We start from the raw sequence: 21,779 nt of genomic DNA, 5'->3' as shown, positions 1-21,779 counted from the left end.
GGTCGCGTTACCGAACCGAAATAAGGGGGCACCGGCGGCGGGGCGTGGCGGGAGCTGCGCCGGCCCCGCCACGCTGCCGGGGCGGTGGTACCGGGTCAGGAAAGCTTTGCCGGCAGGGTCTTCGGCTTGAAGGCCGGACGGGTCGCCTCGTAGGCGGTGATGTCGGCTTCGTGCTGGAGGGTCAGCCCGATGTCGTCCAGGCCTTCCAGGAGCCGCCACCGGGTGTAGTCATCGATGTCGAACGGCGCCACGATGTTGCCACAGACCACGGTCTTGGACTCGAGGTCCACCGTGACCTGGGTCCCCGGCGCGTTCTCGAGTTCCTTCCAGATGAGCTCGATGTCATCCTGGGCCACCTGGGCGGCCAGGAGCCCCTGCTTGCCCGAGTTGCCGCGGAAGATGTCGGCGAAGCGGGAGGACAGCACGGCTTTGAAGCCATAGTCCTTCAGCGCCCACACTGCGTGTTCGCGGGAGGAGCCGGTACCGAAATCGGGGCCGGCAACCAGGACCGACCCTGCGTTGAAAGGCTCCTGGTTCAGGATGAAGGAGGGGTCCTTGCGCCAGGCGGAGAACAGCGCATCCTCGAAGCCAGTCCGGGTAATGCGCTTAAGGTAAACCGCGGGGATGATCTGGTCGGTGTCGACGTTGCTCTGGCGCAGCGGGACGCCGATGCCGGTGTGCTTGGTGAACTTTTCCATAGTGCTGTCCTAGGCTGCGTCGGTGCGGATGGCGGCGGGTTCGGGAGCGGGTTCAAGGTCCGACGGCGAGCTGAGCGTGCCGCGTACTGCCGTGGCTGCTGCCACCACCGGTGAGACCAGGTGCGTGCGGCCGCCCTTGCCCTGGCGGCCTTCGAAGTTGCGGTTGGAGGTGGAAGCACAACGCTCCCCTACCTCCAGCTGGTCCGGGTTCATGCCCAGGCACATTGAGCAGCCCGCGAAACGCCATTCGGCGCCGAAGTCCTTGAAGACCTTGTCCAGGCCCTCGGCCTCGGCTTCCAGGCGGACGCGTGCGGAGCCCGGCACTACCAGCATCCGGATGTTGGGGTCCTTTTGGCGTCCGCGGATGATGTCCGCAGCGGCCCTCAGGTCCTCCATCCTGGAGTTGGTGCAGGAACCGAGGAACACGGTGTCCACCCGGATGTCCTTCATGGGTGTGCCGGCTTCGAGTCCCATGTACTGCAGGGCGCGTTCCGCGGCCGCCTTGGCGTTCTCGTCGCCGAAGTCCTCGGGCGACGGAACGGCCTCGGACAGGGAAACACCCTGGCCGGGGTTGGTGCCCCAGGTGACGAACGGCTCCAGCGTGTTGGCGTCCAGGTCAACCTGGACGTCGAAGGTGGCGTCGTCGTCGGTACGCAGGGTATTCCAGTACTCGACGGCGGCATCCCACTCCGCACCCTGCGGTGCATGCGGGCGGCCCTTCATGAATTCGTAGGTGGTTTCGTCCGGGGCCACCATTCCGGCGCGGGCGCCGGCCTCGATGGACATGTTGCAGATGGTCATCCGGGCGTCCATGGACAGGGCACGGATGGCCGAGCCGCGGTACTCCAGGACGTAGCCCTGGCCGCCGCCGGTGCCGATCTTGGCAATCACGGCGAGGATGATGTCCTTGGCAGTCACGCCGGGGCGCAGTGTGCCCTCAACGTTGATGGCCATGGTCTTGAACGGCTTCAGCGACAGGGTCTGGGTGGCCATGACGTGCTCCACCTCGGAGGTTCCGATGCCCATGGCCAGTGCACCGAAGGCGCCGTGGGTGGAGGTGTGGGAGTCGCCGCAGACCACCGTCATGCCGGGCTGGGTGAGGCCCAGCTGCGGGCCCACCACGTGGACGATGCCCTGTTCCGCATCGCCCAGGCTGTGCAGCCGGACGCCGAACTCCGCGCAGTTGTTGCGCAGGGTCTGGATCTGGGTGCGGCTGGTCAGGTCGGCAATCGGCTTGTCGATGTCCAGCGTGGGGGTGTTGTGGTCCTCGGTGGCAATGGTCAGGTCCGGCCGGCGCAGCTTGCGGCCGGCCAGCCGCAGGCCTTCGAACGCCTGCGGGGACGTGACCTCGTGGACCAGGTGAAGGTCGATGTACAGAAGGTCTGGCTGGGCGTTGGCACCGTCGCCGTCACCTTTGCGCACCACATGTGCGTCCCAGACTTTCTCGGCCAATGTCTTTGCCATGGCCATCTCCCTTCACTGCTGTTTGGCTGATTAGTCCAACTGAATCAGGACGGCTCCGCACTGCGCCAGCCGAAAGATTTGCATCTCAGATATTGAGACGGCAATATCATTACATGGACAATTCTAGTGGAGTCGGTGTCATTGATAAAGCGGCCCAGGTGCTCGATGCCCTTGAGGCCGGCCCGACCACGCTGGCGCAGCTGGTGGCCGCCACCGGCCTGGCCCGTCCCACTGTCCACCGCCTCGCTTTGGCACTGGTCCACCACCGGCTGGTCAGCCGCGACATCCAGGGCAGGTTCGTGCTTGGCAGCAGGCTCGTTGAGCTCGCCTCCGCCGCCGGCGAGGACCGCCTGATCGCTTCCGCAGGCCCTGTCCTGATGCAGCTGCGCGACGCCACCGGCGAAAGCGCGCAAATCTTCCGCAGGCAGGGTGACTGGCGCGTCTGTGTGGCATCCGCCGAGCGCCCCATCGGCCTGCGCGACACCATTCCGGTAGGTACCCAATTGTCCATGAAGGCCGGCTCCGCCGCGCAGGTCCTGCTCGCCTGGGAGGACCACGACCGGCTCCTTGAGGGCCTGCAGTCCGCCCGTTTCACGCCCACCGTCCTGGCAGGAGTACGACGCCGGGGCTGGGGACAGAGCCTGGGCGAGCGCGAGCCGGGGGTCGCCTCCGTTTCGGCACCAGTGCGGGGGCCGTCCGGCAGGGTGATTGCCGCCGTCTCCATTTCCGGCCCCATCGAGCGGCTGACCCGGCAGCCCGGGCGCCTGCACGCGGAAGTCGTCTGCAACGCCGGCCGCATCCTCACCGAGGCCCTGCGCAAGAACAACGACTAGGGCAGGACTGCCAGGCAGTTCCGGTCCGAGCGGACTTTCGGCCGCTAGGCTGTGCCCATGGGAAGCTATGCGGTGTTCCTCCGCGGCATCAACGTTGGCGGAATCAATATCAAAATGGCGGACCTGCGGGACGCCCTGAAGACCAGCGGTTTCACGGACGCAAAGACCCTGCTGGCCAGCGGAAACGTGGTGCTCGGCAGCCCGCTGGACGCAGCAGCCGTCAAACAGGAGTGCGAAAAGTGCCTCCGTGGCGCCTTCGGCTACGAAGCGTGGGTTGTGGTCCTGGAGGCTGCGCGGGTGGCCCAGCTGGTGGATGACTGCCCCTATCCGGATGACGACCGATCCACCCACACCTACATCACCTTGTCCTCAGATCCATCAGTCCTCGAGGAACTGGAGGCCGCAGGGGCGGCCCTGGAGGGCCAGGAGCAGCGGCGGCTGGGTCCGGAGGCGCTGGCCTGGCTGGCCCCCGCGGGCGGAACCCTGGACAGCCCCTTCAGCAAGGTGACTGCCAAGGCCAAGTTCAAGGCCGCAACCACCACGCGCAACCTGCGCACCCTGATCAAGGTCCGCGATGCAGCGGCCACCCTCGCCGCAGGCTAGGTCACCACGGGCAGGCAGCAGACCTACGGCCGCCCTGCTTTCTGCAGCGCCTTGTTGAAGGCTCCCAGCCTGGCAATCTCCTCCTCCACCGGCGCCACCACCAGTTCCTCCGCCGCGGCTGCCACGGCACTGTTCAGCCGGCGTCGTGCCTTTGCAGCCCGCGCCCTGGCCGCGCCGCCGGCAATGAAACGGCCGGTGATGGCCAGGAAGATCCCCAGCACCAGTCCGAAGACGATCATCAGGGTGGGTACCGGCCAGCCTTCAACGCGTGGCACCTCCGGCACCGGCAGCTGCAGGTAGGCCAGTCCGGCCAGGACGCCAAGCCAGCCCAGGCCGCCGAGCACCGTCAGGAGCGCCAGCCACTGCACGACATTGAACGCGCCCCACCACCACGCCTTGCGGTTGGCCCCGAGATCTGTCCCGGCGATGGCCTGGTCCAGCGCATCCGGCAGCCGTTCCCGGCCGGCCCTGGCAGCCCCCCGGATCGCCGCCCGCCATGGGCCCGGCGCTCCCTCGCTGGCTGTATCCGCAAAGTCCCGGACGGCAGCATCCGTCCGGGCCCGCTCCGGCGCGCCTGCCGGCGGCAGCGAGGTTCGGTTCAGCCCGGCAGGGGAATCCCTGCGCAGATTGAGGCGGCGCAGCGGGTCTGCGCGGAACCTGGAAAGCCAGCGGGTCACCGGCCAGCCGGTGCGCCGGACGGACTCCAGCCGGTAGGACTGCCCCACGGCCCGCACCACGGCAGGCACGTTCGCTGCCACGGCCAACTCCTCGGCGAGCCGGGACCTGGCTGCGTTCCGGACGCCGGCGGCCTCGCCGTCACCGGCCGCGCCCCGCAGGTCCTCCGCAGCCTTGGCGATGTCCGCCTCCAGCCGCCGGGACTGGGCCTGCCGCTGGACAGCCACCTTGCGAATCGCCGCACGCACTTCCCCAATACCGGCCCCCGTCACTGCCGATGATGCCAGGACGCGGACCTGCCCCAGCCCTTCACCTGCGAGGATTGCGCGCAGCGAGTCGAGCACCGGCTGCACATCGCGTTCGGGCAGCCGGTCCACCTGGTTCAGCACCACAAGCATGACCGCCCTATGCGAGGCGTGCGGCGCCAGGAACCCGTTGTGGACGGCGGCATCAGCGTACTTTTGCGGGTCAAGCACCCACACCAGGACGTCCACCATCCCCACCATCCGCTGCACAATCTCGCGGTTGGCGGCGTGGGTGGAGTCAAAGTCAGGAAGATCGAGCAGAATCAGCCCCGTCTGCTCATCGGCGAAGCCGTCCACCGGCGCGGCATGATGCCGGTTCCCCACCTCCAGCCAGTCGAGGAGGGCCTCGCTGCCTGCTGCTCCCCAAACGCCCGCCAAAGGTTCCGACGTCGTCGGACGCCGGGCCGCCGCCGTCGCAATCTCCCCGCCGCTCACCGCGTTGAAGAGCGAGGACTTGCCACTGCCGGTCGCCCCGAAAAACCCCACCACGGTATGGTCGCCGGACAATGAACGGCGGGAACTTGCCCGCTCCAGGACGTCGAATGCTTCCTGCAGTGACTGGTCCGGCAGGACCCCCTCCCCCAGCTCGCGGGCGTCCTCGAGCGCCTGCAGCCTGGCATCAAGCCGCGAGGAATCCCGCGCCCCGCTGTGGCGGCTCATGCGGCCTCCGCCAGCCGGGCCAGCTCCCCGGCGTGGGCAGTAAGACGTTGCGCAAGGGCGGGATTGCCCTCGGGCAGCCGCTGCAGGAATCTCTGTTGTTCGTCCGCCAGCAGGTTCCGGCAGCGCACGGCCAGGTCTTCACGGGCTTTGTCGGCCATGCGGCGGACGGCGTCCTCGCCGAAGACCGCCTCCAGCAGGCGCTGCCCCACGACGGCGGTACCGCCCGCCACGCCGATCTCCAGTCCGGTCAGGCCGGCGGTGGTAGAGAACACCACGATCATCAGTGCCGCGCCGAGCCCGTTAATGCCAAACGACAGCCATCGCGCCTGGGTCCGCTTTCCCTGCCCTTCGGTCCGGATGAGTTCCATGAGGGCTTCCTGCCATGCCCTGATTTCCGCTGCGGCCCGTTCGGGAAACCCGGGCCCAGTCCCGGAGAGGTCATCCGGACCCAGCAGCTGCCGGCCCGCGGGATCGGACCGCCAGCGCTGGTCGGTGTCTTCCGCGGCATTGGCTGCCTCGTCCACGATGACCGCCTGGAGGCCGGTTTCGATGGCGGCCTCCACCCGGACGGCAGGTGCCGGTTCACCGCGGAAGAAGGCCCCCAGCCGGTCCCGGAACCGGCCCACATTCTGCTCAACTGCGCGGAAGAATTCGCCGGTGCCCACAAAATCCTGCCACCGGGCCAGCACTTCGCCCCGCAGCAGTGCTCCGTCGCGGGTGGCGTCAAGGATCCGGGTGGCTGCATCTTCATATGCTGCCAGGGCGTCGGCCTCGAGCCGTGCGGCGGCCAGCTCCTGTTCACGGACGGCGCCGGCGATGTCCGGAATACGGAGGGCCAGGGCGCGGACGGTCCCGTTCAGAGTGCGGCGTGCCACCTCGGCCCGGCCGGCAGCGTCGGCGGCCAGGGAACCGAGCCAGTCCCGCAGCTCAGTGACAGCCCGGGGCGGGAGCATGCCGTGCGGATCCAGGACTGTCTCGGCGATGATGAACAGCCGGCTCGCGGCGAGGCCCTCCCGGTCGAGCAGGCCCCGGAGGTCCTGGCTCACTTCTTCCTCCGCGCCAGGGGGGACCCGGTCCAGCACCACCGCCACTGTAATGTCACGCGCCGCGGCATCCAGGAGGAGCTTCCAGGGAACAGCGTCCGCATACCGGTTGGCTGTGGTGACGAACACCCACAGGTCCGCGGCGGCCAGCAGCTGTCCGGCGAGCAGGCGGTTCTGGTCTGAAATGGAGTCGACGTCAGGAGCGTCGAGGAGGGCGATGCCTGCCGGTACCGCCGGATCGGCCAGCAACACCAGCGAAGAGGCCTCCCTCGGCTCCGGCATGGCGCTGGCTGCCACGGGACTGCCGGCGAGGGTGCCGCGGATCCGGCTCAGTCCAGGCAGGACCCGCTGGCCTTCAAACCACGTTCCCTCTGCGGGGTTGTGCAGCAGGATGGGCTGGCGGGTGGTAGGGCGGATGGCGCCCGCCCGCGTGACGGGATGCCCCACAAGTCCGTTCACCAGGGTGGATTTGCCCGCGCCCGTGGAACCGCCGACGACGGCAAGCAGCGGGGCGTCCAGGCTGCGGTACCGCGGGAGGATGTAGTCATCCAGCTGCGCCCTGGCGGCTGACGTGTCGCGGCGTGCCTGGTCTGCCCCCGGGAGGGCCAGCGGCAGGGCAACGTCGTCCAGGCCGCTGCGGATTTCTTCCAGCAGGGTTACCGCCGCCATCGCGTGCGGCACCGGCTGGGCGGGGCGGCCGTGCTCGTCATGGGAGGTCACAGCAACATCATGCCAGTTGAGCATTGGTCCGGGACTGCCACGGCGCGTCGGCCCAGCAGGATCCTCCCCCGCTGAAGGACAACTCCCCGCGAAACGATAAGGGGTTTTGTCCGAATGGCGGGGAAAGTCCAGGACCCTCGGTGTGCGAAAGCAAAAAATGGCCCCGGGCTGTTGCCCGGGACCATCTTGATGGTGACCCCAGCGGGATTCGAACCCGCGTTACCGCCGTGAGAGGGCGGCGTACTAGGCCGCTATACGATGGGGCCAGGTACTTTCGGCAGCGTTTCCGCCGCTCAAGCTCAGTGAGTATTTCACACACTTTGCCGTGGTTTCAAATCGGCGAACCGAGTGGAAACCTTCCGATTTTCAGCTGAATGCAGCTTTCAAAACAGCGCTGGGATACCAGGACTCGAACCTAGAATGACGGTACCAGAAACCGTAGTGTTGCCAATTACACCATATCCCAATGGCACTTTCGGGCCGGTTTTCAGGGGCTTTTCCCTGCTCCGTGCGCCTCAGCACGAGAAATTACTTTACCCGAGACTTTCGGCTCGCACAAATCGGGGTCAATGCTGGCCCACAGAGCCGGACACACTTCCCGCTCCAACCTCTTGCCCACAGTCCTGCCGTGTGGTTACTCTCGAGTAAGTTACCCATCAGTAACAAATTCCCCTTCCGTCCTCCGGACACCCACGAGGATTTGCCGAAGGCCAAACAACCACGGTTTACGCCGCCGGGCAGCGTCGCCCTGCGGACAGTTAGGAAGTGTCAGCGTTGACGACCCGCACAGAAACCATCGCAACAGCCAAGCTCAAACCCCGGTCCCAGTCCATTGCCATCGTGGCCCTGTCCCTGCTGCTGATTCTGTTCCTGGCCTTTTACACCTACCTCACGGGCCAGATCTCCCATGGAGCCGCCCAGCTGAGGGACGGAGCAGAGCAAGCCGCAGCAGGGGCCAACCAGCTCAGAGACGGCTCGGGCCAGCTGGCCGCAGGGGCCGGCGCCGCCAACCAAGGCGCATCGCAGGTGAAGGAGGGTTCGATCAAGGTCAAGGACGGCAGCAGCGATTTGAATGCCGGGGCAGCGGCGCTCCAGTCGGGAGCCGGAAGGATCTTCTCCGGAGTCCGTGACCAGTTGGCGCCCGGGGTGGACAAGCTCCATGCCGGCACCACCAAGCTGCAGAATGACGTCCTGAACAAGCTCGTCCCGGGCGTCTACCAGGTGGACGACGGCGCACGGAAGCTGCAGTCCGGCGCCGTGGCCCTTTCCGCGGCCCTGACCCCAACGGCTTCCGGAAACGCACCGAACAACCTTGCGGACGGCGCGGGCCAGCTGGCGGCAGGCACGGGTCAACTCGCCGCCGGTGCCGGGCAACTGGATGCCGGCGCCACTACCCTCAGCAACGGGACTGCAGCAGTGAAGGATGGCACGGGCCAGCTTGCCGCCGGAGCACGCCAGCTGAAGGGTTACCCGGGTGCGGGGAACGATCCCGCAAGAGGTGGCGGGCTCGCCGCGCTCAGCCAGGGGCTGGACCAGCTCGAAGCGGCCGCGAACGGGCCCCAGGGCCTGGTGCCGCTTGCGGTGATCAAGGACCAGATTGCCGAACTGGCCGACGGCGGCCGGAGGGCCTATGCCGGCGCCGTCCAGCTTGATGCCGGTGCGGCAAAGGTGAACGACGGGGCCGTGGCCCTGAACGACGGCGCAGGGCAGCTGAAGGCCGGGACTGCCAAGCTGAGCGCGGGAGCCGGCGAATTGAACAGCGGCGCCGGACGGTTGACGGCAGGATTCGCCACGTTGGCGGACAAGCTCAATGCGACGGATCCGCAGAACCCGGGCGTGGTGCTGGGTACTTCGATGCTGGCCGAGGGCACCGCGAAGATCCGGGTGGGAATGGACGGCGTGCCGGGCGACCCCGAGCGTCCCGGCCTGATCTACGCCGCCAACAACCTCCAGGACGGCACCACCCGGCTCAGCGCGGGAATCAACGGCAACGGCGACCCGGCAAACCCTGGCCTGCTGGCCGGCACGGAAGCCCTGTCCGACGGCACCGTCAAGCTCAGCAGTGGAACGGGGCAGCTGGAATCGGGGTCCGCCCGGCTCACCGAAGGAAGCGGCCAGCTGGCTGACGGCAACGGCAAGCTGGACGACGGCTCGGGCAAACTCGCGGAGGGCGCAGGCAAGCTGGCCGACGGCAACGCCAGAATAGCTGCCGGCACCCAGGAGCTCCACACGAAGGTGGCGGCCGTGTCGCCGTCGTCATGGCTGGACAACCCGGCAATCGCGTTGCTGCTGATCGGACTCCTGGTGGCCGGCGCCGTCGCGGCCTACCTGTTCCTGCGCCGCCGCGCCGTCCGGTTGCGGGCCGCCTGACAGCAAAAAGCAAAGCCGCCGGGACCGCCGCCTGAAACTCAGGCGGCGGTCCCGGCGGCTGTTGGAACAGTTGGTCCCGTTATTGCAGCAGTTCCTCCAGGGAAGCCACCATGCTGCCCTCGAAGCCCTCCACAACCTCACCCATGCGGTTGAGCCAAACGCCCACCAGCCCAGCCGCCGTCGAGCCTTCCGCATCCAGCAGCCGGTTATCACCCACGTAGAGCGTTTCACCTGGGGACGTGCCAAGGAGCCTGACGCCTTCGAGGTACATCGTCGGATTGGGCTTGGCCACGCCAAGGGTGTCGGTGCCCACCAGGTGCGTGACGCGCTCCAGCCCGGCGCCATCGAGCTTGGCGCGCTGGTAGTCGTGGACGTTGTTGCTGACGGCTCCGTACGGGACACCGGCATTGTCCAGGACGTCCAGGAGCGGGAGCACATCGGGGAACGGCTTCACGTATGCGGGCTGCTTTTCCATATAGGCCGCCAGCCACCGGTGCGATTCCTCGCCGTCGCCCAGTTCAACCCCGAAGTGCCCCAGCGCCGCCCGGCCACGGAGCAGGCGTTGTTCGTTGAACGTCAGCTCGCCGGCCAGGTAGCGGTCGTAGAAATGGGTGGTTTCGTGCGTGAAGATGCGCCCGAACCGCTCCCAGCCGGCCTGGTCCAGGCCGGGCAGGAGGTGTTCGCTGACCTCGCGCAGCGCGGTGGTCATCGAATACTCGAGATCCACCAGGGTGTCGTCAATGTCGAACAGGACACCGCGGACATCCCCAAAGGGTGTCTTGAGGATGCCGGCGCGTGCCGCTTCGCTGGGTGCTCTCATCAGCCGCGGAAGGCGCGGAGCCGGCGCAGGGACGACTCCTTGCCCAGGATCACCATGGATTCAAACAGCGGCGGCGAAACGCGGCGGCCGGAAACAGCCGTGCGCACGGGGCCAAAGGCCAGCCGCGGTTTGATGCCCATGTCCTCAACCAGTGCCTGCTTGAGCGCAGCCTGGATGTTTTCCGGCGTCCACTCGGCCACCGGTTCCAGGGCGGCGATGGCGGCATCAAGGACCTCGGGAAGGTTGGCCGGAAGGCCCTTGCGTGCGTCGTCGGCAACGTCAATGGCATCGTCGGCCTTGAACAGGAATGCCAGCATGTCCGGGGCTTCACCCAGGAGCGTGATGCGCTCCTGGATGAGGGGCGCGGCCTCGGTGAGGATCTCTTCCTCCCGGTCGGTCAGGATCTCCCCCACCAGGCCCGCTTCGCGCAGGTAGTGTGCAACCCGGTCGCGGAACACCTTGGGCTCGAGCATCCGGACGTGCGTGCCGTTGATGGCCTCGGCCTTCTTCAGGTCGAAGCGGGCGGGGTTGCCCAGGACGTCGTGGATGTCGAAGTGCTCCACGAGCTGCTCCACGGTGAAGATATCCTCGTCGGCGCTGAGGGACCAGCCCAGCAGGGACAGGTAGTTCAGCAGCCCTTCCGGGATGAAGCCCCGCTCACGGTGCAGGAACAGGCTGGACTCGGGGTCGCGCTTGGAAAGCTTCTTGTTGCCCTGGCCCATGACGTAGGGCAGGTGGCCGAACTCCGGCATGTATTCCGCGACGCCGATGGCGTACAGCGCCCGGTACAGCGCGATCTGGCGCGGCGTGGAGCTGAGTAGGTCCTCGCCGCGCAGCACGTGGGTGATGCCCATCAGCGCGTCGTCAACGGGGTTGACCAGCGTGTACAGGGGAGCGCCGTTGGCCCGCACCACAGCGAAGTCGGGGACGGAACCGGCCTTGAACGTGATGTCGCCGCGGACCAGGTCGGTGAACGTGATGTCCTCGTCGGGCATCCGGAGGCGGAGGACAGCCTGCCGGCCCTCTGCCCGGTACTGCGCCAGCTGTTCTTCCGTCAGGTGCCGGTCAAAGCCGTCGTAGCCAAGCTTCGGGTCCCGGCCGGCCGCACGGTGCCGCGCCTCGATCTCCTCCGGAGTGGAGAAGGACTCGTAGATGAACCCGCCGTCATGCAGCCGCTTGATGACGTCCTGGTAGATGTCGCCGCGCTGGGACTGCCGGTACGGCTCGTGCGGGCCGCCCACTTCCACGCCCTCGTCCCAGTCGATGCCGAGCCACTTCAGCGCGTCCAGCAGCTGGTGGTAGCTTTCCTCGCTGTCCCGCGCCGCATCCGTGTCCTCGATGCGGAAGACCAACGTGCCCTTGGTGTGGCGCGCGTAGGCCCAGTTGAACAGGGCCGTCCGGATCAGTCCGACGTGCGGGGTGCCCGTGGGCGAAGGGCAGAAACGGACCCGCACGGGCGTCTCGGCGGTGACGGGCGGGATGGCTGCGGCAGGTGACGAAGAAGCGATAGTCATAGTGGCTTCAACTTTACCCGCCTGGCCGGGGCCCGCCTTCCGCCGGCCAGGCCGGGCCAGTCCGCCGGACCGACAGTCTTAACGGCGGACGATGGGGTTGGAAAGCCGGCCGATTCCCTCGATTTCCACCTCGAAGCGGTCGCCCTCCTTGACCAGGCCCACACCGGCCGGCGTGCCGGTCATGATGACGTCACCCGGGAGCAGGGTAAATGCCTGGGAGACGATGGACACCAGTTCGCGCACGCCGCGGATCATCTGGCTGGTGCTCCCGTCCTGGCGCACCTCACCGTTGAGCCTGCCCTGGATCTGCAGGTCTTCCGTGTCAAGGTCGGTCTCGATCCAGGGACCCAGCGGGGCGGAGGTGTCGAAGCCCTTGGCGCGGGTCCACTGCAGGTCCGTCTTCTGGACATCGCGCGCAGTGAGGTCGTTGCCGCAGGTGTAACCGAAAATGACATCGTCCACGCGGTCTTCCGGCACGTCCTTGCAGATCCGCCCGATCACCACGCAGAGTTCAGCTTCGAAGGAAACCTCTTCCGAGAATTCCGGCAGCACCACGGGGTCGTTGGGGCCCACGACGGCGGTGTTGGGCTTCAGGAACAGCAGCGGCTGGGCGGGTACTTCGTTGCCGAGTTCATGGGCGTGCTCCACGAAGTTCCGACCCACGCCGATCACCTTGCTCCGCGGGATGATGGGGGCCAGCAGCCGGACGTCCTCCAGCTTGTGGCGCACGGAGGTGCGCTCCACCCCATTGAAGAAGGGGTCGCCATGGATGACAGTGATTTCCTCACTGCCCGGTTCACCTTCCACAACGCCGTACAGGGGATCAGAATCAACGACAAACCTGGCAATACGCATGGCTCCTACCCTACCGTTTCGCCGGGGCCGGGCCTGTCCGCGATGCCGCCGCCGCGCAGGTAGTCCAGCTGGGCGGCGACGGACAGCTCGGCGGCGCGCCGGACGGAAGGGCCGACGTCGGAATAGACGGCGTCAGCCACCTCCCCTACGGCTGCATCCTGGCCCAGCCGGTCCAGCGCGGCGCGGATCTGCGCCAGCCGTTCTTGCCGGTGCGTCCGGTAGTCCCGGACGATGGCTTCAAGGGAAGGCAGGACGGGGCCGTGGGCCGGGAGGACGGTTGCCGGCCCCAGGGCTTCGAGGCGGTCCAGGGATGCGAGATAGTCGCCCAGCGTGCCGTCCGGGTAGTCCAGGACGGTGGTGCCCCGGCCAAGGACAGTGTCGCCGGTCAGCACCGATCCGTTGTGCCCGTCGGCAGGCAGGTGGAAGCAGACGGAGTCGGAGGTGTGGCCCGGCGTTGCCAGGACAGCGATCTCCACCCCCGCAGCATGGATGACCTCGCCGTGGACCAGCGGTTCTCCCCCGCCGTGGCAGTGGTTGGGATCCGCGGCCCGGACCGGTGCGCCCGTCAGCGCATGCAGCCGGCCAGCACCCGCCGTATGGTCCGCGTGCCGGTGGGTCACCAGGATCAGTTCGACGACGCCGGCACTGGCCAGTGCGTTCAGGTGCGTTTCGTCCAAGGGACCCGGATCCACAATCACCAGGGACGGATGGCCGGGGGTTTGCAGGAGATAGGAGTTGGTGCCGTCGAGGCTCATGGGGCCGGGGTTGGGAGCCAGGATGAACTGCGTGAGGGCTGAGCTGCGCTGGAGGACGGGGCCGGAAGCTGAAGTCACCGTCCCATCCTTGCATCCGCGGCCCTTCCGGCCCCAGCCCCTGCAGGATGCGCTGCAGCAATGGAACCACGGAATAGAACACCGGCGGCCGCGGGTTGGCATCTGTGACAACCCATCGCCCCAGGAAGCCGGATACCACCAATGAGCACCCCAACCCTCGCAGACCTTCTCGCCCAGGCGGACGCTGACGGCCACGACCACTCGGCAACCGAAAAAGCCACCGGCCTCCTGCACATCCACAACCACGCGACGGGCGCCATCATCTGGTTTCCCACGTGGAAGAAGTTCCGCGAAACCGCCGACTGGCGGGAGGAAGTCGACGCTTTCGCCGAGGACTTGACCTCCGGTTCACAGGCCGTGGAGAAAGTGGCAGCCCGTTCCGTGGCCAGGGAGCTGGATACACTCCTGGAACGCGCGGCCGAAGCAAGTGATGCGACTATTTTTGTGCAGAAGAACCTGACCAGGCACCTTACACGGACCTGGGCTTTGGCCGATGCCGTGGCACAGGTCACAGGGAAGGATCTGCCCACGGGCGGTGCCACGCCTTCCGTCTTCGCCGGCTACCCCTATGACGTCTATGGCCAGGACGGCGGCGTCTTTGCCACCACCCTCTGGAACGACCTCCTCGACGCCCGACGCAAGAGGGCCTTGGAGGAGGAAGCGGCCAGGAAAGCCCTCAAGCCTGTTTCCCGCAAGGCCCTGAAGAACGCGGCGCGGAAAGCTGCGCGGCGCTAACCTTCCGATTGCGAAACGAAAGGCGCCTGCCGGACCTAAGTCCGGCAGGCGCCGTCGTACGTTGGACAAAAGCCGGGCTATGCCAGGCGGGTCAGCCAGCCGTGGGTGTCCGGCTCCGCGCCCGTCTGGATGCCAAGGAGCTTTTCGCGGATGGCCATGGTGGCCTCCCCCGCCTTGGCGTCCTCGGAACCGATGAACTCGGTGGCGTCCTTGAGAACGCCGATGGGGGTGATGACGGCAGCGGTGCCGCACGCAAAGACCTCGGCGATGTCGCCGGAGGCAACCCCATCACGCCACTCGTCAAGGGTGATCTTGCGCTCGGACACCTCGCGGCCCATGTCCTTGGCCACCTGGATCACGGACATCCTGGTGACGCCTTCCAGGATGGTGCCGGTGAGCGCGGGCGTCACCAGCGAGCCGTCCTTCATGACGAAGAAAACGTTCATGCCGCCGAGTTCTTCCACGGCGTTGTCGTTGGCCTGGTCCAGGAACAGGACCTGCTTGCACCCGTTGGCCTCGGCCTCCTGCTGTGCGATCAGCGAGGCCGCGTAGTTGCCGCCGCACTTGGCGTCCCCGGTACCGCCGCGGCCGGCGCGGGCATACTGGCGGGAGATCCAGATGGAGACGGGCTTCAGCTCGCCGCCGAAGTAGTTGCCGGCGGGAGAGGCGATCACGCGGAAGGACACCTCACGGGCAGCGCGGACGCCAAGGAATGCCTCCGTGGCGATCATGAAGGGCCGCAGGTACAGGGCTTCGCCGTCGCCGGAGGGTACCCATTCCTTGTCCGCGGCCACGAGCTCGCGGATGGCGCTGAGGAAGTATTCGGCCGGCAGTTCCGGAAGGGCCAGGCGGCGGGCTGACTTGTTCAGGCGGGCTGCGTTGGCCTCCGGCCGGAAGGTCCAGACCGAGCCGTCCGCGTGACGGTAGGCCTTGAGCCCCTCGAAAATCTCCTGGCCGTAGTGGAAGACGGCAGCGGAGGGGTCTAGGACGATCGGACCGTAGGGTTCGATCCTTGCATCGTGCCAGCCGCCATTGCCGTCCGCGTCCACGGTGTAGTCGACGATGGCGGTGTGGTCGGTGAAGTAGTTGCCAAATCCCGGGTTTGCCAGGATGGCTGCACGCTCTTCGGCGGACTTCGGGTTCTCCGAGGGCTGCCGGGTGAATTCGACGCCATGGGCGGTCTGAGTCATGGTTCCTCCACGATCGGCCGCCCGCGGTTCAGCGCTGAACAACGAGGCGGCATTTGGTGATTCGAGACAAGCTTACGCCCGAAGCCGGCGGCCCCTGCGCGGGCTAGAGGCCGGCGGCAATGGCGTCGCCGACCGCACTGGTGCTGCGTGCAGTGCCGTCGCGCTTTTCGACGTCGGCAACCACGGCGGCTTCGATCCTGCGGGCAGCGTCCGTGTAGCCCAGGTGGTCCAGCAGGAGGACCGCGGAGAGGATGGCGGCGGTGGGGTCTGCCTTGCCCTGGCCGGCAATGTCCGGCGCGGAACCATGGACCGGCTCGAACATGGAGGGTGCGGTGCGGTCCATGTTGATGTTGCCGGAGGCGGCCAGGCCGATGCCGCCGGTGATGGCTGCGGCGAGGTCGGTAATGATGTCGCCAAAGAGGTTGTCAGTCACGATGACATCGAAACGGGACGGGTCCGTGACCATGAAGATGGTAGCGGCATCCACGTGCAGGTAGTCGTGGGTGACCTCCGGGAATTCCAGGGCCACGGCCTCGACGGTGCGCTTCCACAGATGTCCGGCGAAGACCAAGACGTTGTGCTTGTGCACCAGGGTGACATGCTTGCGCTCACGTGCGCTGGCCCGGCGGAAGGCGTCCCGGACCACGCGCTCCACGCCGTGGGCTGTGTTCAGCGAGACTTCGGTGGCAACCTCGTGCGGGGTTCCTGCGCGCAGGGTTCCGCCGTTGCCGACGTAGGGACCCTCGGTTCCTTCACGCACGACGATGAAGTCGATGGTGCCGGGGTTGGCAAGGGGGCTGCCGACGGTGCCGTAGAGCCGGGAAGGCCGCAGGTTGACGTAGTGGTCCAGGCTGAACCGGAGCTTGAGGAGCAGCTCACGCTCGATGATCCCGGACGGGATGCGGGTGTCACCGGGCGCCGCCCCCACTGCACCGAAGAGGATGGCGTCGCGGGTCTTCAGGTCCGCCAGGACGTGGTCCGGGAGCGTTTCGCCGGTGCGCAGCCAGTGCTCGGCACCGAGTTCGTAGTGCGTGGGCTTGAGCTCCACACCCTCCGCAGCGATGGCCTTTTCCAGGACTTTGAGGGCTTCGGCAATGACCTCGGGGCCGATGCCGTCGCCGGGAATTACTGCAAGATCGATTGAGGATGCGCTCATGTTTTCAGGGTAGCCAAGACATCCATATGCTGGTCAAACCGTCTCAGCTTTTGGACAGGAGCGCACCCTCCGCCGGTTTTCGGTGCCGGACCTACTCCGCGGGTTCCTCGAACTTGGGGAAGACGGGAATGGGGGCAGGCAGCGCAGTTCCCGGAACGATCGGGGTGGCGATTGCGGTGAACTGGCGGGCATCGCCTTCGGCCTGGCCCAGCGCGTCCAGGAGCTTGGCAGTGGCGTTGGGCATGACCGGCTGGGCCAGGATGGCCACGATCCGCAGCACCTCCAGCGTCACGTACAGCACGGTGTTCATGCGTTCGACGTCGGTCTTCCGCAGGACCCAGGGCGCCTGCTCGGCGAAGTAGGCGTTGGTGTGGTGCAGCACTGCCCAGATGGCTTCCAGCGCCCGGCTGAATTCCTGCTTGTCGAAAGCGGCCCGGGCAGCCTCGAGCAACCCGTTTGCCTGCGCCAGGATGGCGGTGTCCGCCGCGGTGAACTCCCCCGGGGCGGGCACGGCCGCGCCGCAGTTCTTGGCCACCATGGACAGGGAGCGCTGGGCAAGGTTGCCGAAGTTGTTGGCCAGGTCCGAGTTCATGCGGCCCACGATGGCCTCGTGGTTGTAGCTGCCGTCCGCCCCGAACGGAACTTCGCGCAGGAAGAAGAACCGCACCTGGTCCAGGCCGTAGCGGGCCACGAAGTCCGCCGGTGCCACCACGTTGCCCAGGGACTTGGACATCTTGACCCCGTTGTTGTGCAGGAACCCGTGGATCATGACCCGCTTGGGCAGCTCAAGGCCTGCACTCATGAGGAAGGCCGGCCAGTAGATGGCGTGGAACCGGGAGATGTCCTTGCCGATGATGTGGACATCGGCCGGCCAGTACTTCCGGAACTTCTCCGATTCGGTATCCGGATAGCCGACGCCGGTGAGGTAGTTGGTGAGCGCGTCCACCCACACGTACATGACGTGCTTATCGTTTCCTGGAACGGGGACGCCCCAGTCGAAGGTGGTCCGGCTGATGGACAGGTCCTCCAGGCCGCGCTTGACGAAGCTGATGACCTCGTTGAACCGGTACTGCGGCGCGCCGAACTCCGGGTGGGACTCGTAGAGGGCCAACAGCTTGTCCTGGTAGGCGGACAGCCGGAAGAAGTAGCTCTCCTCCGCCGTCCACGTCACCTCGGTGTCCGTCTCTTTCGAGTAGCGAACGCCGTCGTCCTTCACCACCGTTTCATCCTCGGCATAGAAGGCCTCGTCCCGGACGGAATACCAGCCCTCGTACTTGTCGAGGTAGATGTCCCCGTTGGCTTCCATCTTTTTCCAGATGGCCTGGGACGCAGCGTAGTGGTCCTCGTCCGTGGTGCGGATGAAGCGGTCGTAGCTGATGCCCAGGGCGGCGTGCGCGGCCTTGTAGACCTCGGCGTTCCGGTTCACCAGTTCCTTGGGGGTGATGCCTTCCTTTTCGGCGGTCTGGGCAATCTTCATGCCGTGTTCGTCAGTGCCGGTCAGGAACATCACGTCATAGCCGTCCAGGCGCTTGAAGCGCGCCATGGCGTCGGTGGCAATGTACTCGTAGGCGTGCCCGATGTGCGGCACGCCGTTGGGGTAGGTGATGGCCGTGGTGATGTAGAACGGCGTTTTCTCTGAAGCTGTCACGGTCGGACGGTTACCTTCGGTACGGAGGGGTGGGCTAGATCAGTTCTGTCAGGGTATCGCTGAGCCGGACCAGCTCGTGATCGTGCGAAGCCACCAGCACGGCGATGCCGTCATTGGTGGTGTCCTTCAGGATGCTGATGATGCGGTTGGCGGAGGCACGGTCCAGGCTGGCGGTGGGCTCATCCACCACCAGGACCCGGGTGCCCAGGATCAGGGCGCGGGCGATCGCCACGCGCTGCCGTTCACCGCCGGACAGCTGCGCGGGACGGTGCCGCATGCGCCGGCCCAGGCCCACCAGGTCCAGGAGGTCCTTGGCCATGTCGCGCCGCTGGTCCACCTCGCCGTCGGGTACGGCGGGCAGGAGGACGTTCTCGAGCGCGCTCATGCCGTCGATCAGGGCGCCGCCCTGGTCCACGTAGCCGATCAGGGCACGACGGCGGTCGGCGATTTCGTCGTCGCCCATGCTTTCGAGGGAATCACCTTCCCAGAAGACACGGCCCGACGTCGGCAGGGTGAGTCCGGCGCCGACGGTCAGGATGCTGGTCTTGCCGGAGCCGCTTCGGCCGGCCACGCAGTGCATCTCGCCCGCGTGCAGGGTCAGGTCGAAGCCTTCCACCACGCTCACGGCCTCGGCGCCGCCTTTTCCACCGCCATAGCGGATGGTGATGTCGCGCATCTCCAGCGGGGTGGCGTGGTCCGCCGACTTGACGATGGTGTTGGCCCGGGTCTGCAGGGGGACCTCATTGGAGCCGCTCCTGCGGCTGCGCTGGAGGTTCGTCGGGTTTGTCATTGGACCACTTTCGTTGCAATCGGTATCCAGCAAATAACAGCCACCAGGCCTGCCGCGGCGGCCCAGATGGCCGCGTAGGGTGCCAGCAGCAGGCCGATGCCCAGGGCGCCCAGCACGCCCAGCGGCAAGGCCACGGTTCCCACCAGTGCGTTCTCGAACAAACGGACCTGGCGGAGCATGTCCGGGTTCCAGCCCATCGCCTGGAGGATGCCAAGGTACTGCCGCTTGGCATTGAGTTCGAAGCGCCCCGTCACCAGGGTAAGCACCAGCCCCACGGCCACGCCCGCAAGCGCCAGCAGGATGCTCGGCAGGGTCACGCTGGCCGCGGCCAGCCCGCTGAGGGCACTGGCTCCGGCGGCGCGCGGGATGTCGATCAGCAGGGCGATCAGCCCGCCGACGGCGGCACCGAAGACGCCCACCGCCACCGCCAGGGACAGCGTGTTGAACTTGTTGGTGCTGAGCTGCCGGTTTGCGAAGGTCAGCGGCGAGTCCACCGGGATGAGCCGTTCATCGTGCTGCGGCTCCTGGTCGATTTCGTCGCGGTGGCGCAGCTGCTGCGCGGCAAAGAGGGCCGCGCCGCAGTAGAGGACCAGGACGGCGGCGCATACCAATGCGGTGGAAAGGCTCCAGCTCAGCAGGCTCAGCACGATACCGGCGGCGGCGAGCAGCACTGCCCCTACGCCGAATTCCTCAAGCACCCAGCTGCGGATCCGCCGCTGGGTCCAGCCCATGGCCCGCAGGGTGCCGGCCTCGCTGCGGCGTTTCCGGATGTAGCTGACGGTGGAGGCACCGGTCAGCAGGGCCGCGCCGCACAGTGTCAGGAACAGCAGCGTGATGTTGGTGCCGGACAGTGCTCCGGCCACTGCTTCAGCGGCGTTCTGCCGGACCCAGGACTGCTGGACGGTGCCCAGCGCGGACTCCTTGCCGGCTCCGTCCTTGGAGTAGCCGGGAACGAAAATGCTGGTGTCCTCGCGGGCCGAACCGGCCACCACGGTGGCATCCAGGCCCATGTCCCGGATCTGGGCGGCGAGCTTCTCCACCTCGGGCTGCGCATCCTTCCAGCTGCCCGGGGCCTTGGCGCGGACGCGTACGGCGTCGATGACGGCCGCGTTCTGCTTGTAGCCGCGCGCTGCTGCGAGTCCGTAGTAGTCGGTGATGGCGCCGGCGGACTGGCTGGCCAGCCCGGTGGCGCTCAAGGAAGGTTTCAGGTCCGCGGCGGGAACATCCTTGCCGGCGGCATCCTTGACCAGGGTGAACGGCGTGGGGTCGTAGCCGCCCAGCGGGAGCTTGTTGACGTCGCCGGAGGCTGCCTCGACGGCGGCGGGGTCGAACGTGCCGTACACCATGGGCAGCGGCGTTGCGGCCTGCTGCTGGCCGGTGGAAAGGTTTTCCCGGTAGGACCGCTCGTCCACGGGGTTCCGCTGGGTCTGGTCCACGGGCGCGCCGTTGGCGGCCTTCTCAGGAAGGCGGTTGACAGTGACCCATTCGCCTGGCACCGCGGCCTTGTCCACGGCGCCGTTGGCGGCGGTCCCGCCGTCCGTGTATTTGGGGGCGCCGGCGAAAGCGGTGCTCCACTTGGCCGGGGTGTACAGGCCCGGGTTGAAGTTGCCGTTGTTGCCCAGCAGGGAGGAGTGGTCCGTGGAGCCCGGCCAGGACAATACGAAGGGGTCCTTTGACACGAACGGCAGGTAGTCCTTGCCCAGGGACTTCGAAACGGTGCCGACGTCCTTAACCACCTTGCCGGCGTCGTCAATTTCCTCGATCTTGACGTTGTACTTCAGGTCCAGGGACGTGCCGGAGCGCACGATCAGGGGGACGGCCTGGGAGCCGCTGGTCAGCTGGCCGGTGCGCTTGGCCTGCTGGTACTGGGTCATCAGCGGAGCCCAGTACTTGAGCTTGACGCCCAGGAAGTCAGGTCCTTCCTTGAGCTGGTCCATGCTGATGCCGTTGGTAAAGAGCCCTTCCAGGTAGCGGCCCACGGCGCCTGCGTCACGGGCGTCAGCGGGCGGAGCCTTCTCCAGCGGGGCCAGGAAGTCACCGGCCGAACCGAGCAGGGCCCGCTCGGACGCGGGGTCCACAGCCACCACGGATTCGGTGACCTCAGGGGCCAGCGGCAGTGACACCGAGAGGTTGAAGAGGTTGTGCTCGGAGCCGCCGGCGGGAGCGGGGAACTTGATGCCGGTCTCCCCTGCCGCGGGGGCGATGCGGATGCTGCTGCCGCCCTGCGCCTTTTCCTCCACGAGCCGGGCCTTGCCCAGCGTGCCCTCGGCGGTGGTCTTGAAGAGGGTCTGCTCCGAGCTGCCATCCGAGCTCACCGCACTGGCGGTCAGCCGGTACTTCTTGGCAGCGTCGGTCAGGACGGATTCCGCGGCTGGCCACTTGTCCGGCGCGGTGGCACCCGCTGCCTGGTCCGCGGTGGCGGTGCCGGCCAGGCCGGCGTTGTAGCCGAGGTAATCCATGGCATCGAGGCGGGGCGTCTCCAGGTTCTGCGTGACACGCGAAACCAGGCTGATGGGGGCCGCCACTGAGGTGCCGGACAGCTTCCGGATGGAGTCCAGCTGGTCGAAGCCGATGCCGCCGGCGCCGTTGGCAATCTCGGGCTGCAGGAGGGCACCGGAGGGCGCCTTCGCCTGGACCAGGATGTCGTAGAGCCCCCTCGAATTTTCATCAACCGTCCGGTTGAGCGCAGCCTGCGACTGGCTTTGGACGAGGACCGACAAGCACATGGCTGCGATCAAGATGGCCGCGGTCAACAGCAGCACTCTGCTTCTGATGAACCTCTGGACGGCGTTCATGGAACTCCCTGAAACCTGGATTGCGTGCGCACACTTTCATCCGCCCGAGGACGTGGACTATGACGGAGGGAT

The 21,779-nt window shown here is 67.0% G+C and carries 17 protein-coding genes and 2 tRNA genes; 4 read left to right on the top strand and 15 right to left on the bottom strand.

Annotation, left to right across the window (positions count from 1 at the left end; translation table 11 throughout):
• Nucleotides 1-95 precede the first annotated feature (95 nt).
• Entirely contained in the window at nucleotides 96-698 is a 603-nt protein-coding gene (leuD, locus tag QFZ60_RS07395) for a 3-isopropylmalate dehydratase small subunit (RefSeq protein ID WP_307089398.1), read from the bottom strand.
• A gap of 9 nt (nucleotides 699-707) precedes the next feature.
• A complete protein-coding gene (leuC, locus tag QFZ60_RS07390; protein WP_307089395.1) occupies nucleotides 708-2,162 on the bottom strand; it encodes a 3-isopropylmalate dehydratase large subunit in 1,455 nt (484 codons plus the stop codon).
• 113 nt (nucleotides 2,163-2,275) lie between these two features.
• Between leuC and QFZ60_RS07385 the strand changes: the two genes are divergently transcribed.
• A complete protein-coding gene (locus QFZ60_RS07385; RefSeq protein WP_009356552.1) occupies nucleotides 2,276-2,995 on the top strand; it encodes an IclR family transcriptional regulator in 720 nt (239 codons plus the stop codon).
• 57 nt (nucleotides 2,996-3,052) lie between these two features.
• Nucleotides 3,053-3,598, top strand: a complete 546-nt coding sequence (locus QFZ60_RS07380) for a DUF1697 domain-containing protein (RefSeq protein WP_307089394.1) — start codon at nucleotides 3,053-3,055, stop codon at nucleotides 3,596-3,598.
• A gap of 23 nt (nucleotides 3,599-3,621) precedes the next feature.
• On the opposite strand, the gene QFZ60_RS07375 is transcribed toward QFZ60_RS07380, so the two are convergent.
• The 4 genes from QFZ60_RS07375 to QFZ60_RS07360 form a co-directional block, all read right to left on the bottom strand.
• Nucleotides 3,622-5,238, bottom strand: coding sequence for a GTPase (locus QFZ60_RS07375; protein ID WP_307089391.1), 1,617 nt, complete (start codon nucleotides 5,236-5,238; stop codon nucleotides 3,622-3,624).
• Nucleotides 5,235-7,001 carry a dynamin family protein gene (locus QFZ60_RS07370; RefSeq protein WP_307089390.1) on the bottom strand — a complete coding sequence of 589 codons (1,767 nt, stop codon included), beginning with the start codon at nucleotides 6,999-7,001 and terminating at the stop codon, nucleotides 5,235-5,237. The genes QFZ60_RS07375 and QFZ60_RS07370 overlap by 4 nt, the downstream gene beginning before the upstream one ends.
• A gap of 190 nt (nucleotides 7,002-7,191) precedes the next feature.
• Nucleotides 7,192-7,267 (bottom strand) — tRNA-Glu (locus QFZ60_RS07365).
• A gap of 128 nt (nucleotides 7,268-7,395) precedes the next feature.
• Nucleotides 7,396-7,467 (bottom strand) — tRNA-Gln (locus QFZ60_RS07360).
• A gap of 308 nt (nucleotides 7,468-7,775) precedes the next feature.
• Between QFZ60_RS07360 and QFZ60_RS07355 the strand changes: the two genes are divergently transcribed.
• The gene (locus QFZ60_RS07355; protein ID WP_307089388.1) at nucleotides 7,776-9,371 is read left to right on the top strand and encodes a hypothetical protein; all 1,596 of its coding nucleotides are present in this window, start codon (nucleotides 7,776-7,778) and stop codon (nucleotides 9,369-9,371) included.
• A 79-nt stretch (nucleotides 9,372-9,450) separates the two neighbouring features.
• Here the strand turns inward: QFZ60_RS07355 and QFZ60_RS07350 are convergent, their stop codons facing one another.
• The 4 genes from QFZ60_RS07350 to QFZ60_RS07335 all read right to left on the bottom strand — a co-directional run bounded on the left by QFZ60_RS07350 (nucleotide 9,451) and on the right by QFZ60_RS07335 (nucleotide 13,393).
• Nucleotides 9,451-10,191 carry an HAD family hydrolase gene (locus tag QFZ60_RS07350; RefSeq protein ID WP_307089386.1) on the bottom strand — a complete coding sequence of 247 codons (741 nt, stop codon included), beginning with the start codon at nucleotides 10,189-10,191 and terminating at the stop codon, nucleotides 9,451-9,453.
• Complete coding sequence (gene gltX / locus QFZ60_RS07345) at nucleotides 10,191-11,705, bottom strand: glutamate--tRNA ligase (protein ID WP_142031566.1); 1,515 nt, start codon at nucleotides 11,703-11,705, stop codon at nucleotides 10,191-10,193. Before gltX ends, QFZ60_RS07350 begins: the two co-directional genes overlap by 1 nt.
• Before the next feature lie 78 nt (nucleotides 11,706-11,783).
• Nucleotides 11,784-12,560 carry a fumarylacetoacetate hydrolase family protein gene (locus QFZ60_RS07340; RefSeq protein ID WP_142116853.1) on the bottom strand — a complete coding sequence of 259 codons (777 nt, stop codon included), beginning with the start codon at nucleotides 12,558-12,560 and terminating at the stop codon, nucleotides 11,784-11,786.
• A 5-nt stretch (nucleotides 12,561-12,565) separates the two neighbouring features.
• The gene (locus tag QFZ60_RS07335) at nucleotides 12,566-13,393 is read right to left on the bottom strand and encodes an MBL fold metallo-hydrolase (protein ID WP_307089382.1); all 828 of its coding nucleotides are present in this window, start codon (nucleotides 13,391-13,393) and stop codon (nucleotides 12,566-12,568) included.
• A 141-nt stretch (nucleotides 13,394-13,534) separates the two neighbouring features.
• Between QFZ60_RS07335 and QFZ60_RS07330 the strand changes: the two genes are divergently transcribed.
• On the top strand, nucleotides 13,535-14,128 hold the full coding sequence (locus tag QFZ60_RS07330; RefSeq protein WP_307089380.1) for a hypothetical protein: 594 nt from the start codon (nucleotides 13,535-13,537) through the stop codon (nucleotides 14,126-14,128).
• Between the two features lie 77 nt (nucleotides 14,129-14,205).
• On the opposite strand, the gene QFZ60_RS07325 is transcribed toward QFZ60_RS07330, so the two are convergent.
• The 5 genes from QFZ60_RS07325 to QFZ60_RS07305 form a co-directional block, all read right to left on the bottom strand.
• Complete coding sequence (locus QFZ60_RS07325; protein ID WP_307089378.1) at nucleotides 14,206-15,318, bottom strand: branched-chain amino acid aminotransferase; 1,113 nt, start codon at nucleotides 15,316-15,318, stop codon at nucleotides 14,206-14,208.
• A 103-nt stretch (nucleotides 15,319-15,421) separates the two neighbouring features.
• On the bottom strand, nucleotides 15,422-16,474 hold the full coding sequence (locus QFZ60_RS07320; RefSeq protein ID WP_307089376.1) for a 3-isopropylmalate dehydrogenase: 1,053 nt from the start codon (nucleotides 16,472-16,474) through the stop codon (nucleotides 15,422-15,424).
• Nucleotides 16,475-16,565: 91 nt separating this feature from the next.
• The gene (metG, locus tag QFZ60_RS07315; protein ID WP_307089374.1) at nucleotides 16,566-18,122 is read right to left on the bottom strand and encodes a methionine--tRNA ligase; all 1,557 of its coding nucleotides are present in this window, start codon (nucleotides 18,120-18,122) and stop codon (nucleotides 16,566-16,568) included.
• Nucleotides 18,123-18,156: 34 nt separating this feature from the next.
• Nucleotides 18,157-18,912 carry an ABC transporter ATP-binding protein gene (locus QFZ60_RS07310; protein ID WP_056335262.1) on the bottom strand — a complete coding sequence of 252 codons (756 nt, stop codon included), beginning with the start codon at nucleotides 18,910-18,912 and terminating at the stop codon, nucleotides 18,157-18,159.
• Complete coding sequence (locus tag QFZ60_RS07305; protein WP_307089372.1) at nucleotides 18,909-21,707, bottom strand: ABC transporter permease; 2,799 nt, start codon at nucleotides 21,705-21,707, stop codon at nucleotides 18,909-18,911. Before QFZ60_RS07305 ends, QFZ60_RS07310 begins: the two co-directional genes overlap by 4 nt.
• Nucleotides 21,708-21,779: the final 72 nt, after the last annotated feature.

This window comes from Arthrobacter sp. B2I5 (genome assembly GCF_030816735.1).
Lineage (GTDB): Bacteria > Actinomycetota > Actinomycetes > Actinomycetales > Micrococcaceae > Arthrobacter.
This window is presented reverse-complemented; position numbering and strand designations above follow the sequence as displayed.